This is a genomic window from Acidovorax sp. CF316 (assembly GCF_000276605.1).
GTDB lineage: Bacteria > Pseudomonadota > Gammaproteobacteria > Burkholderiales > Burkholderiaceae_C > Acidovorax.
In genome coordinates this window covers 18,288-30,424 of the sequence record NZ_AKJX01000128.1, presented here as the reverse complement: position 1 = coordinate 30,424, position 12,137 = coordinate 18,288, and the positions used below count along the sequence as shown (strand labels likewise).

At 71.1% G+C, this 12,137-nt stretch carries 9 protein-coding genes and 1 pseudogene; 5 read left to right on the top strand and 5 right to left on the bottom strand.

Annotated features, from left to right (window positions below; translation table 11 throughout):
- The coding region (locus tag PMI14_RS15835; protein WP_007856021.1) for a PLP-dependent aminotransferase family protein at nt 1–1,081 on the bottom strand (1,081 nt) is incomplete at its 3' end.
- Nucleotides 1,082–1,193: 112 nt separating this feature from the next.
- Between PMI14_RS15835 and PMI14_RS15830 the strand changes: the two are divergent.
- Nucleotides 1,194–1,895, top strand: a pseudogene (locus tag PMI14_RS15830) (GNAT family N-acetyltransferase); the annotation flags it as partial.
- On the opposite strand, the gene PMI14_RS15825 reads toward PMI14_RS15830, so the two are convergent.
- Genes PMI14_RS15825 through PMI14_RS15815 form a run of 3 tightly spaced genes read right to left on the bottom strand, consistent with a single transcriptional unit; the run spans nt 1,882 to nt 6,768 of the window.
- Entirely contained in the window at nt 1,882–2,415 is a 534-nt protein-coding gene (locus PMI14_RS15825; protein WP_007856016.1) for a hemerythrin domain-containing protein, read from the bottom strand. The pseudogene PMI14_RS15830 and the gene PMI14_RS15825 sit on opposite strands and share 14 nt — an antisense overlap.
- A gap of 53 nt (nt 2,416–2,468) precedes the next feature.
- The gene (locus PMI14_RS15820; protein ID WP_007856014.1) at nt 2,469–3,152 is read right to left on the bottom strand and encodes a nitroreductase; all 684 of its coding nucleotides are present in this window, start codon (nt 3,150–3,152) and stop codon (nt 2,469–2,471) included.
- A gap of 43 nt (nt 3,153–3,195) precedes the next feature.
- Nucleotides 3,196–6,768 carry an LAGLIDADG family homing endonuclease gene (locus tag PMI14_RS15815; protein ID WP_007856012.1) on the bottom strand — a complete coding sequence of 1,191 codons (3,573 nt, stop codon included), beginning with the start codon at nt 6,766–6,768 and terminating at the stop codon, nt 3,196–3,198.
- Nucleotides 6,769–6,962: 194 nt separating this feature from the next.
- On the opposite strand from PMI14_RS15815, the gene PMI14_RS15810 reads away from it, so the two are divergent.
- Nucleotides 6,963–7,784, top strand: coding sequence for a ChaN family lipoprotein (locus PMI14_RS15810; RefSeq protein ID WP_007856011.1), 822 nt, complete (start codon nt 6,963–6,965; stop codon nt 7,782–7,784).
- A gap of 6 nt (nt 7,785–7,790) precedes the next feature.
- Here the strand turns inward: PMI14_RS15810 and PMI14_RS15805 are convergent, their stop codons facing one another.
- The gene (locus tag PMI14_RS15805) at nt 7,791–9,773 is read right to left on the bottom strand and encodes a bifunctional diguanylate cyclase/phosphodiesterase (RefSeq protein ID WP_007856010.1); all 1,983 of its coding nucleotides are present in this window, start codon (nt 9,771–9,773) and stop codon (nt 7,791–7,793) included.
- Nucleotides 9,774–9,824: 51 nt separating this feature from the next.
- On the opposite strand from PMI14_RS15805, the gene purU reads away from it, so the two are divergent.
- The 3 genes from purU to PMI14_RS15790 are packed head-to-tail and all read left to right on the top strand — an operon-like array spanning nt 9,825 to nt 12,137.
- A complete protein-coding gene (purU, locus tag PMI14_RS15800; RefSeq protein ID WP_007856009.1) occupies nt 9,825–10,676 on the top strand; it encodes a formyltetrahydrofolate deformylase in 852 nt (283 codons plus the stop codon).
- A 19-nt stretch (nt 10,677–10,695) separates the two neighbouring features.
- Nucleotides 10,696–11,601, top strand: coding sequence for a LysR substrate-binding domain-containing protein (locus PMI14_RS15795; RefSeq protein ID WP_007856008.1), 906 nt, complete (start codon nt 10,696–10,698; stop codon nt 11,599–11,601).
- Nucleotides 11,598–12,137, top strand: coding sequence for a GNAT family N-acetyltransferase (locus PMI14_RS15790; RefSeq protein ID WP_238541853.1), 540 nt, complete (start codon nt 11,598–11,600; stop codon nt 12,135–12,137). The genes PMI14_RS15795 and PMI14_RS15790 overlap by 4 nt, the downstream gene beginning before the upstream one ends.

Genomic DNA, 12,137 nt, shown 5'->3' with positions numbered 1-12,137 from the left:
CCAACGGCTGGCGCACGGCAGCCAGCAAGGCTTCGGGCAGCACCAGAAAGCCGATGCGCAGCGCAGGGAACATGGTCTTGCTGAAGGTGCCCACGTAGAGCACCGGCGCCCCATCGGCCAGCCCCTGCATCGCGGCGATGGGCTCGCCCGTGTGGCGGAACTCGCTGTCGTAGTCGTCCTCGATGATCCAGGCGCCATGGCGGCGCGCCTGCTCCATCAGCGCCAGGCGCCGTGCCACCGAAAGCACCGCCCCGCCCGGGTACTGGTGCGAGGGCGAGGTGTAGACCAGGCGCGGCATGCGCTCGCGCCAGTCGGCTTCGCCGGCCACCAGGCCCTGCGCATCCACGCGCAGCGGCAGCGTGTGCAGATCGCCGCCATGCAGGGCCGATTGGGCGCCCCGGTAGCCGGGGTCTTCCACCCAGGCCGTGTCGCCCGGGTTGGTGAGCAGGCGCACGCACAGCACCAGGGCCTCCTGCGCGCCTTCGGTGATCACCACCTGCTCTGCGCTGCAGCGCACGCCCCGGGCCAGCGCCAGGTGGCGCGCAATGGCGGTGCGCAGCACCCTCTCGCCCAGCGGGTCGCCATAGCCCAGGGCCGCAGGGCCGCCATCGCGCAGCGCCCGGTCGAGCGCACGGCGCCAGGCGGCCAGCGGAAACTGCGACAGGGCGGGCATGCCCGGGCTCAGCCAGTGGGCCGGCCCCGGGCGCGGCGCCTTGGGCTGGATGCGCGCCAGGCGCGCCGCCGTACGGGGGTCCGGTGCTGCCACCCCTTGGCCGCACGCCGCTGCGGCGGCCGAGGGCGCCAAGGCGGCGACCCGCGTGCCCTGCCGGTCCGACAGCACATAGCCTTCGGCCAACAGGTGCTCGTAGGCGGCCGTCACCGTGTTGCGCGAGAGGGCCAGGGCCTCGGCCAATGCACGCGAACCGGGCAGCGGACTGCCCGCGGCCAGCCGCCCGTCCAGGATGGCCTGCCGCAGCCGCTGGAACAGCTGGCGCCGCAGGGGCTCGGCGCCCGGGCTGTGGTCCAGCGCCTGCTCCAGCAGGGTCTGGGGAACCAGGGGTTCGGCGAGAGCGTCGGTCATGCGTGGCACCTGAAAGTCATCGTCTTCTGGCACTTTTCACAATGCCACGGCGAGTTTACCGTGGGAGCCTGCTTTCTTCTTTCCTTTTCTCTTGCAACCGAGGACACCCCACATGGCTTCCACCCTGAACGCCTTCCAGCAACCCGTCGGCTCCGCCCTGCCCGGCTGGAGCGCCCGCCCGCGCCCCGCACGCGACACGATCGAAGGCCGCTACTGCCGCCTCGAACCCCTGGACGCCGCACGCCATGCCGCGCAGCTGCATGCCGCCTATGTGAAGGACTCCGATGGCCGCAACTGGACCTACATGACCGTGGGCCCGTTTGCCGACGAGGCCGGCTACCGCGCCCACTGCGAGCAGGCGGCCGCCAGCACCGACCCGCTGCACTACACCGTGATCGACCAGCGCACCGACAAGGCCGTGGGCACGCTGGCACTGATGCGCATCGACCCGGCCAACGGCGTGGTCGAGGTCGGGCACGTGACGTTCTCACCGCTGCTCCAGCGCACGCCGATCTCCACCGAGGCGCAGTACCTGCTGATGAAGTACGTGTTCGCCGACCTGGGCTACCGGCGCTATGAATGGAAGTGCGACAGCCTGAACGGCCCCTCGCGCCAGGCCGCTGCGCGCCTGGGCTTCACCTTCGAGGGCATCTTCCGCCAGGCCATCGTCTACAAGGGCCGCAACCGCGACACGGCCTGGTTCTCCATCGTCGACAGCGAATGGCCCACCATCAAGGCCGGCTTCGAGCGCTGGCTGGCCGCCGCCAATTTCGATGCCCAGGGCGTGCAGCGCGCCTCGCTCACGGCGCTGCGCGCGACCGGGCCGGAGGCTGTGCTGGCCTGACCGCCTCGGCACGCGGGGAATGCCGCCTGGCAGCCATCTCGCGCCCCATCGGGGCCAGGGCTTCGGGCGCCCACAACCCCTGCACGGCCGGGTAGGCCACGCCTTCCTCGTCCTCGATGTGGCGCGCATAGCGCAGTGCAAAGCGCTCCAGCACGGCCTCGTCCGCCGCGCTGAAGGCGCTGGCCTGCCCATCCGCCACGGCCTGCAGGGGCCGCCGCGCTGCGGCCCAGTCGGCCACCATGTGCTGGTGGTCCTGCAGCAGGCGCTGTACCAAAGCCACCACCGCGGGAGCCCCCTGGGCCAGCAGCGGCGGGAACACGTGCAGTTCTTCGTCCTGGTGGTGCAGGGGCGCCGCCATGTCGAAGTAGCGCAGCACATCGCGCGCGGCCTGCCGGGCGGATTCGTCGCTGCCTTGCTGCCCTAGATGCGCGCGCAGCCGGCCCAGCAGCGCCAGCGTGCGCTGCACCCGCTCGTGGCAGGCCTCGAGCATCGCGAAAGGCTCCTCGAAACCCACGGCCGGGGTGTTGAATCCAGGCAGGTGCTTCAACCGCGTCCCTCGGCCGGATCGAAAGGCAGCACCACGCCATCGGCGCCCAGGGTGCTCACATAGGAGCCCACCCCTGGCCGTGTGCGCGCCGCGGCCTTGCGCGACTGCACGCTGCCCATGCTCAGGAAGCACAGGGCCAGTTCGTCCGGGCCCAGCCCGAAGAGGGCACGCAGGCCCGCCGACTTCAGGGCCCGGCCACTGGTCAGCGCCGAGCCGTAGCCCTGCGCCGTGGCCATGAGCAGCATGTTCTGCAGCGCGCAGCCGGCGGACACCAGGCGTTCGGGCAGGTCGATGCGCGGGTCGCCCCGGCCAGCGTCCACCACGGCCAGCAGCAGCACCGGCGCGCGGTAAGCCTTCTCGCGCGCCAGCGCCAGTTGCTCCGGCGTGGCGGCAGCGTCGCGCTCGGCCAGCGCCTGGGCAAACACCTCGGCCAGGGCCACGCGCGCGGCCTCGGGCACCAGCACGAAGCGCCAGGGCAGCAACTGCCCGTGGTCGGGCGCATGGGCCGCCGCGTCCAGGATCGCCGAGAGCTCGGCGGCGCTGGGGCCGGGCGCCACCAGCCGCTTGGGCAGTACCGTGCGGCGGGTGCGCATGAGCGCCCAGGCGCCAGCCGCCGTGGCGTCCACCGCCGGCGGCGCGCCATGGGGTACGGGCCGCAGCGGCCAGGGGATCACCGCCATGCGAGGCTTTCCTGGCCGGAAACAGGCAGGCAGAGGCCGCGCATCAGCCGCAGGCCCCCGTGTGCCCGCACTGCGTGCAGTAGTCGCAGCCATCCTTGCGGATCACGGCATGCGCACCGCATTCGACGCACTTCTTGCCCGCCATGGCCTGGGGCACGGCCACGGGCGGTGCGGCAGGCTCTTCCAGCGGCAGCTGCTGCTGCACCGGATCGGCCACGCGGCGCGCCAGGATGTTCTGGATGGCATAGGCCATGGCCGCCACCTCGGAGTCGTGCCACATGGGCACCTGCGTGCCGTCTTCCTTGCGGTGCGTGCCCAGGCGCACGGGTCCCCGGTCCCAGGCCACCTTGCGCATGTCGCTGAGCGCGCGCTCCAGGAAGCCGCCGCGCGCCGCCAGCGACAGCATGCGCATGCTGGAGGTGATCCATTGCTGGGACTCGCCGCTCTGCCCCACGGGCATGAAGAATTCGATGGCCCGGTCCACCGTGGTGTTGCCCACGCCCGTGGGCACGGGCAGGAAGGAGACCAGCAGGTACAGGGTTTTGCGGCCCTCCTGCGTCCAGTACTCGACCTTCTCGGCCACGGCCGACAGGCCGCCCTTGGGCCGGCTCTCGATCACGGTGCGCATCGGGTCCACCGGCGGCGCGGCCGGTGCCGGGGCCGCCGTCACCGGTGCGCTGTGCGTTTCGAGCACCGATCCCAGGATGCTGTTGGGCCGGTAGGTCGCCAGCCCCTTCAGGCGTGCGTGCCAGGCGTGCAGGTACAGGTCCTTGAAGCCCTCGTACGGGTAGTCGGCCGGGATGTTCACGGTCTTGGAGATCGCCGTGTCCACAAACGGCTGCACGGCCTCCATCATCGCGATGTGGCCTTCGGCCGGCATGGCCAGGGCCGAGACGAAGAACTCGGGCAGCTGCAGCACGTTGCCGCCGAGCTCGCGGTACAGGCGCCAGGCATGGTCTTCCACTGCGTACTCGCTGGTGCTGCCGTCGGCCTCGCGCTTTTTGCGCTTGTAGGTCCAGGAGAACGGCGGCTCGATGCCGTTGGAGGCGTTGTCGGCAAAGGCCAGGCTCACCGTGCCCGTGGGCGCGATGGACAGCAGGTGGCTGTTGCGGATGCCATGCGTGCGGATGGCGTCCTGGATCGGTTCGGGCAGCCGGCTCGCGAAGGTGCCCTGCGACAGGTAGGGGCCGGCCTCGAACTTCGGGAAGGCGCCCTTCTCGCGCGCCAGGTCCACCGAGGCCAGGTAGGCGGCATCGCGCATGGCCTGGGCGATGCGCACCGCCATCTCGCGGCCCTCGGGCAGGTCGTAGCGCAGGCACAGCAGGGCCAGCGTATTGCCCATGCCCGTGAAGCCCACGCCGATGCGCCGCTTGGCCATGGCCTCGTCGCGCTGCTGCGGCAGCGGCCAGAAGGTCACGTCGAGCACGTTGTCGAGCGCACGCACCTGCAGCGCCACGGTCTGCGCAAAAGCCTCGAAGTCGAACGAGGCCACTCCGCCGAAGCCGAAGGGGTTGCGCACGAAACGCGTCAGGATGATGGGGCCCAGGTCGCAGCAGCCATAGGAAGGAAGTGGCTGTTCACCGCAGTTGTGCGCCACGATGCCGTTGGCATCGAAGGCATGCACGTCGGCCACGGTCACGTCGTAGACATCCTCCACACCGTCGTCCACCAGCGCCTGCACGGTGGCCGTGAAGCGCTCGCGGTGCAGCGCGCGGCGGTAGCCGGCCAAGGCATTGGCGAGGCGTTCGGCCTTGTCCGTGTCCGCAAAGCCGATGCCTTCGGCGAACACCGCGATGTTGTCGCCGCTGAGCACCAGTTCGTGCTGGGCCCGCGTGCCGTACAGGCGCTGGCCGCCGCGGCCATCGGGCAGGGCGCGCTCGGCCGCAGGGCGCCGGTCGCGGTAGAGGGTGGAGGCGATGCCCAGGCGCAGCAGCATGCGCTGCACGGTCTGCAGCAGTGCCTCATCGCTTTGCGCCAGGCGCACGCTGACGCCCTTGTCCTGCGTGCCCTGCACAGAGCCATCGGCATCGAACAGGCCGCGCAGCAGGCCGCGCGCGAAGTCCGACGATTGCCGCTCCATGGCCGGGGTGATGGTCTTGTGCCCGGGTGCCATGCCCAGCCCGAGGGCCAGCTTGCGCAAGGCACCACTGGCCATGCGCGCCTCGCCGCGCCCGGCCACCGGGCGCTGGAAGCCGCCGAAATCGGCGCGGTGCTCCAGCGTGGCGGCGGCGGCCTCAGCGGCCTGCACGATGCCCGCGGCACCGGTGGCGGCATAGGCCACCGCGCCCTGCCCCACAGCCTTGAGTTCGGGTGCCCAGACCGAGAGCACCGCCTTGTCGGCCTTGAGCGTGCCATCGCCGACAAGCAGGCCGAGCAGGTAGCCCTCGGCCTCGCTGCCCGCACCGGCCCAGCCCTGCAGAGCGCGGTGGTCATGCAGCACGATCTCGTCGCCGGGTGAGAGCTGCGCCGCCTCGGTCCACTCCACCTCCAGGCAGTAGCGCGTCTTGCGCGCCACGCGGCGCACGCGGTGGTCGGCTGTAAGGCGCAGTGCATGGCCCTCGCGCGTCTGCAGGCGCAGCACGGCACGTGTGCCGGTCTGGAAGAAGCCCTGGCTTTCCACGCGGTAGGCGCGCCCGTCGACCACGGCGCCAAAGGGCCGGCCAACCAACTCGGCCACCTGACGCGGCCCGTCGGTGGTGAGCACCCAGGTATCGGCCGTCACGCAGGGGTTGGTGGCGGCGATGTCCTCGCAGTAGTGCAGGTTGTTGTCCTCGTTGATGTGGTCGAGGAACAGGATGCCCGGCTCGGCGAAGTCGTAGGCCGATTGCATGATGCTGTCCCACAGCGTGCGCGCCGGCACCGTGGCGTAGACCCACTGGCCGTCGGCGCGCTGGTGGGCGCCCTGGGCGATCAGCGGCTCGCCGGGGCGGGCCTTGTGCACCAGCTCCCAGGGTGCGTCGCTTTCCACGGCGTGGATGAAGGCATCGGGCACGCCGACCGAGACGTTGAAGTTGTTCCAGCGCCCGGGCGTGCGCTTGGCGGTGATGAACTCCTGCACGTCGGGGTGGTCGATGCGCAGGACGCCCATCTGCGCGCCACGCCGCGCGCCCGCGCTCTCCACCGTGGAGCAGGACTGGTCGAACACGTTCATGTAGCTGCACGGCCCCGAGGCCGTGGACGCCGTGCCCACCACGCGCGCGCCCTTGGGGCGGATGCGCGAGAAGTCGTAGCCCACGCCACCGCCGCGGCGCATGGTCTCGGCCGCTTCGCGCAGGGCCTCGTAGATACCGGGGTAGCCGCCCTCGTCCACGCCCTGGATGCAGTCGCCCACGGGCTGCACGAAGCAGTTGATCAGCGTTGCCTGGATGTCGGTGCCCGCCGCGCTCATGATGCGCCCGGCACCGATGGCGCCAGCCTGCAGGTTGCCGAGGAACAGCGCCTCGTACTTGTCGCGCAGGGCGGGCGCCTCGACCGAGGCCAGGGCGCGGGCCACGCGCCGGTACAGGTCGTCGGCGCTGGTTTCGCCGTTCTTGAGGTACTTCTCGCGCAGGACGTCGAGGCTGATGGGTTGCATGGAGGTGGCGCCGGTCAAAGCACTGGATGTTTCGCGTTTCATGGCTGAAGGTCCTTGCGCTCCATCAAACAAGACAGGGATCCCCCGCTCACAGCAACCCGGCCGGGGAGGCGAAACCAGCACCATACATCGGCCGTATAGCCACACTGCCACCGTGGCCTCAGCCCCGTCGGGGGTGGCACACGGCGGGCCGTTAGCATGGCGGCATGCGAATCATTACGCCATCCACCCCTCCCATGGCCCGCCGGGCCCTGCCCCTGCTGGCGGCGCTGGCGCTGGCCGGTTGCGCGCACCCGCCCGCCCCGACGCCCCCTGTCTGGCCCGCCCGCCTGCAGCAGGTGCTGCCCGCCGACGTGCTGCTGCTGGGCGAGCAGCACGATGCCACCGAGCATCAGGCTCTGCAGCGCGAGGCAGTGCAGTGGCTGGCCGCGCGCGGCGCGCTCGCGGCCGTGGTGATGGAGATGGCCGAGCAGGGCAGCAGCACCGCCGGCCTGCCCAAGGGCGCCACCGACGCCGAGGCCCAGGCGGCCCTGAACTGGCAGGACAAGGCCTGGCCCTGGGCGAAGTACGGCCCGGTGGTGATGGCGGCGGTCAGCGCAGAGGTGCCGGTGCTGGGCGGCAACCTGCCGCGCAGCCAGATGCGCGCCACCATTGGACAGGCGCAATGGGACGCGCACCTGCCGGCCCCGGCGCTGCAGCGCCAGTACACCGAGATCCGCGATGGCCACTGCGGCCTGCTGCCCGAAGCCCAGATCGCGCCCATGGCCCGCATCCAGATCGCACGCGACGCCAGCATGGCGCAAACCACGACCTCGGCCCTGCAGCCCGGCAAGACGGTGCTGCTGGTGGCCGGTGCCGGCCATGTCTGGCGCAGCCTGGGCGTGCCCACGCACCTGGGCGCTGGCGTGGCGGCCAAGGTGGTGGTGGCACGGGCCGGGGCCACGACGGCGGCCAGGGATGACGATGCCGACCAGGTCGTGGTCACCCCGGCCCTGCCGCCGCGCGATGCCTGCGCCGAACTGCGCGAGCAGTGGAAGGCGGCGCCGCGCAAGCCCTGAGCGCTGTCAGCGCCCGCCGGGCAATACCAGCTGCGCCCGCAGCAAGGCCTCGAACGCCTGCGCCCGCAGGGGCCGGCTGCACAGGTAGCCTTGGTAGGCGTCGCAGCCGCGCTCCTGCAGGAAGGCCAGTTGCGCGGGGGTCTCCACCCCTTCGGCCAGGACCGAGAGGCCCATGCTGTGGCCCATGGCGATGATGGCCGCGCTGATGGCCATGTCGTCGGCGCTCTGCGGGATGTCGCGCGTGAAGCCCTGGTCGATCTTCAGCACATCGATGGGAAAGCGCTTGAGCTGGGCGAGCGAGGAGTAGCCTGTGCCGAAATCGTCCACCGCGATCCGCACCCCCAGGTCGCGCAGGCCCAGCAGCACCTGCAGGGCCTCCTCGGCGCGCTCGGCCAGCGCGGTCTCGGTGATCTCCAGCTCGAGCAGCGCGGCCGGAAAACCCGAATCGGCCAGCGCCGCCGCAGTGCAGCCGGCCACGTCGGTCAGGTGGAACTGGCGCGGCGAGACGTTGACGGCCAGCGTCACCTCCGGCAGGCCGGCATCGCGCCACTGCCGGCCCTGGCGGCACACCTCGCGCAGCACCCATTCACCGAGCGGGCCGATGACGCCCGAGGTCTCGGCCACGGGGATGAAGCGCGCGGGCGAGATGAGCCCCTCGTCGGGATCGTTCCAGCGCACCAGGGCCTCGGCCCCGGCGATGCGGCCCGTGGCAATGTCCACCTGCGGCTGGTAGTACACCTCCATATGCCCCTGCGCCAGCGCCAGCCGCAGGCGCGATTCCAGCGCCAGGCGCTCTCGCGCGGCCTGGGTCATGGTCTCGTGGAAGAAGCACCAGGCGCCACGGCCGCGCGCCTTGGCACCGTAGACGGCAGCGTGCGCGCCCTGCTGCAGGCCCTCCACCGTGTCGGCATGGGTGGGGTACATGCAGATGCCCACGCTGGCCCCGGCCACCACCTCCAGCCCGTCGGGCGAGCGCCAGGGCTCGGCCACGGCCGCGATCAGCTGGCGCGCCACGGCGGCCGCGCCCTCGGAGTTGCGCATGTGGCGCGCCACCACGGCCAGTTCGTCGCCCGCCATGCGGCCCAGGAGGTCGCCCGGGCGCAGGGCCGACTGCACCTTCTTCGCAATGTGCTGCAGCACCTGGTCACCCGTGGCATGGCCATAGCTGTCGTTCACGTCCTTGAAGCGGTCCAGGTTGATCAGCAGCACCGCCAGGTGCTCGCCGCTCAGGCGCGCCTCGCCCACGGCCTCGGCCAGTTCGGCGCCAAAGCGCGTGCGGTTGGACAGGCCCGTGAGCGCATCGTTGTGCGCCAGGAACTCCAGGCGCTGCTGCTGCGCCTTCTCCTCGGAGATATCGGAGAACATGCACACGTAGTGCGTCACGGCGCCTTGCGGGTCGCGCACGGCGCTCAGCGACATGTGCTCGGGGAACACCTCGCCGTTCTTGCGCCGGTTCCAGATCTCGCCCTGCCAGTGGCCGGTGCCGTGGATGGAGGCCCACATGGCGTCGTAGAAGGCCTTGTCATGGCGACCCGACTTGAACACGCGCGGGTTCTGGCCCAGCAGCTCGGTCTCGGCATAGCCCAGCAGCCGGGTGAAGGCCGCGTTGACCGAGAGGATGCGGCCTTGCGCGTCGGTCACCACCACCCCCTCGATGGTGTTGTCGACCACCGTGCTGGCCAGGCGCTGGCGCTCTTCGCTGGTGGCCAGGGCCGCACGCACGGCCGCGATGTCGCCCCGATCCTTGAGCATGCGCATCCGGGCCTGCTCGGCCTGGCGTGCGCGGTGTGCCAGCCATCCAGCCAGTGCCCCGGTGAGCAGCACGTAGAGCCAGCCCTTCCAGGTCTGGTAGCGCGTCAGGTCATCCGGGTCGGTGACCCCGTGGACCAGCAGCAGATCGCCGAGCCACACCCACACCACGCCCAGCACCAGGTACAGCGCCGCCACGCGCCAGGGAACCAACGACCGTGGGCCTTCCAACTCTTGCATCAAATCCCTCTTCCAAACCCATCCGGGCCTTGCTGCGACAATGGCACAGCTATGACGACCCAAGCCTACATCCTTACCCTGTCCTGCCCCGACCGCCTGGGGCTGGTGCACGCCGTCTCCGGCTTCCTGCTGGAGCACGGCGGCAACATCGAAGAAGCCGCGCAGTACAACGACCACGCCACGGGCCTGTTCTTCATGCGCGTGCAGTTCGCCTGCGACCAGCACGACCATGCCACGCTCAGAGAGCGCCTGACGGCGTTCGCCGAGCCGAACCAGATGCGCTGGAGCCTGCACGCCACGGCCCAGCCCGTGAAGACCGTGCTCATGGTCAGCAAGGAAGGCCACTGCCTGAACGACCTGCTGTTCCGCTGGAAATCCGGCCTGCTGCCCGTGGACATCCGCGCCATCATCAGCAACCACCGCGACTTCTACCAGCTGGCCGCCAGCTACAACGTGCCCTTCCACCACATCCCGGTGACGGCCGCCACCAAGGCGCAGGCCGAGGCCAAGCAGTTCGAGATCATCGAGGCCGAAGGGGCCGAGCTGGTGGTGCTGGCGCGCTACATGCAGGTGCTGTCGGACGACCTGTGCAAGAAGCTTGCGGGCCGGGCGATCAACATCCACCACAGCTTCCTGCCCAGCTTCAAGGGCGCCAAGCCCTACTACCAGGCCCATGACCGGGGCGTGAAGCTCATCGGCGCCACCGCCCACTACGTCACCGCCGACCTCGACGAAGGCCCGATTATCGAGCAGGACGTGGCCCGCGCCGACCACACCGACACGGTGGAAGACCTCACGGCCCGCGGCCGCGACACCGAAAGCCAGGTGCTGGCCCGCGCCGTGAAGTGGCACAGCGAGCACCGCGTGCTGCTCAACGGGCACAAGACGGTCGTTTTCCGCTGAGCCTGGCGCGAGAGCGACGATGGCCACGGCCTCCCCCTCCTCGTTCCTGAGCAGCGCGGCGCGGCGGATCCCGCCCATCCAGTGCCTGCTGACCTTCGAGGCACTGGCGCGCCTGCGCAGCGTGACGCAATCGGCCGACGAGCTGTGCGTGACGCCCAGCGCGGTGAGCCACCGCGTCAAGCAGCTCGAGCAGATCCTGGGCGTACGGCTGTTCGGCCGGGCCGATTTCTCGCTGACCACCGAGGGCAGCGCCTACCTGGCGCATGTGCGCGAGGGGCTGGGGGCGCTGCAGCGTTTTCCGGGCGCGGCGGCAGCGCCGGGCCGGCGCCGGCTCAAGCTGGCCGTGACGCCGACGTTTGCACGCACCATCCTGATCCCGCGCCTGCGCCAGTTCACCGAGGCCTACCCCGAGATCGACCTGGCGCTGCAGGTCTCCATCCCGCTCCTGGACGTGGTGGCCGAAGACGCCGACCTGATGGTGCGATTCGGCGCGGGCCACTATGCCGACGTGGAGCACGTGGAGCTGGCGCGCGACGTGGTCACCCCGCTGGCCTCGCCGGCCTTCGTGCGCGAGCACGGCCCCTTCGAGCGCCCCGAGGACCTGGAGGGTGTGGCGCTGCTGCGCAGCCCGCTGGAGCCCTGGCGCACCTGGTTCGGGGCCACCGGCCTGGACTGGTCCGAGCCAAGCGAGGGCTCGCAGTTCAACGACATCGGCCTGATGTGCGACGCCGCGGCGGCCGGCATGGGCGTGGCCCTGGTGCGCCTGAAGCTCGGGGCCCCCTGGCTCGAGAACGGCACCCTGGTGCGCCTGTTCGACACCGACACCACCAGCCCCCACGCCCACTACCTGTGCTGGCGCACCGGCACCATGGACCGCTGGGAATGCGCGGCCTTTGCCGAATGGCTGCGCAAGATCATGGTGTGAGCTTGCTCATCCGCCCAGCACAACGCGAAGACGCCGCGGCCATCGCGCGCATCCACGTGGCGGCCTGGCAGGCGGCCTACGCGGGCATCATCGATGCCGCCTACCTGGCGGCCCTGTCCGCCGCCCAGCGCGAAACCTATTGGGCCCAGGCCATTGCCCAGGGCCGGCCCGGGCTGCTGCTGGCGCAGGACGGCGGCGGCGCCGTGACGGGCTGGATCGCCTTCGGCGACTGCCGCGATGCGGATGCCCCGGCGACCCGGGCAGAGGTCTGGGCGATCTATGTGGACCCGGCCTGCTGGTCGCAGGGCGCAGGCCAGGCGCTGTGGCAGCAGGCCCGGGTGCGGCTGCTGGAACAGGGCAAGGCCGAGGCCAGCCTGTGGGTGCTGGCCGCCAACCAGCGGGCCATCCGCTTCTATGCGGCGCTGGGCTTCGCGCCCGAGCCGGGGAGCGCCAGGACCATCACGGTGGCCGGAGCGCCGATTGACGAGCTGCGCCAGGTCTGCGCGCTGGCGCCGGGCGGTCCTGCCGGGCCTTGA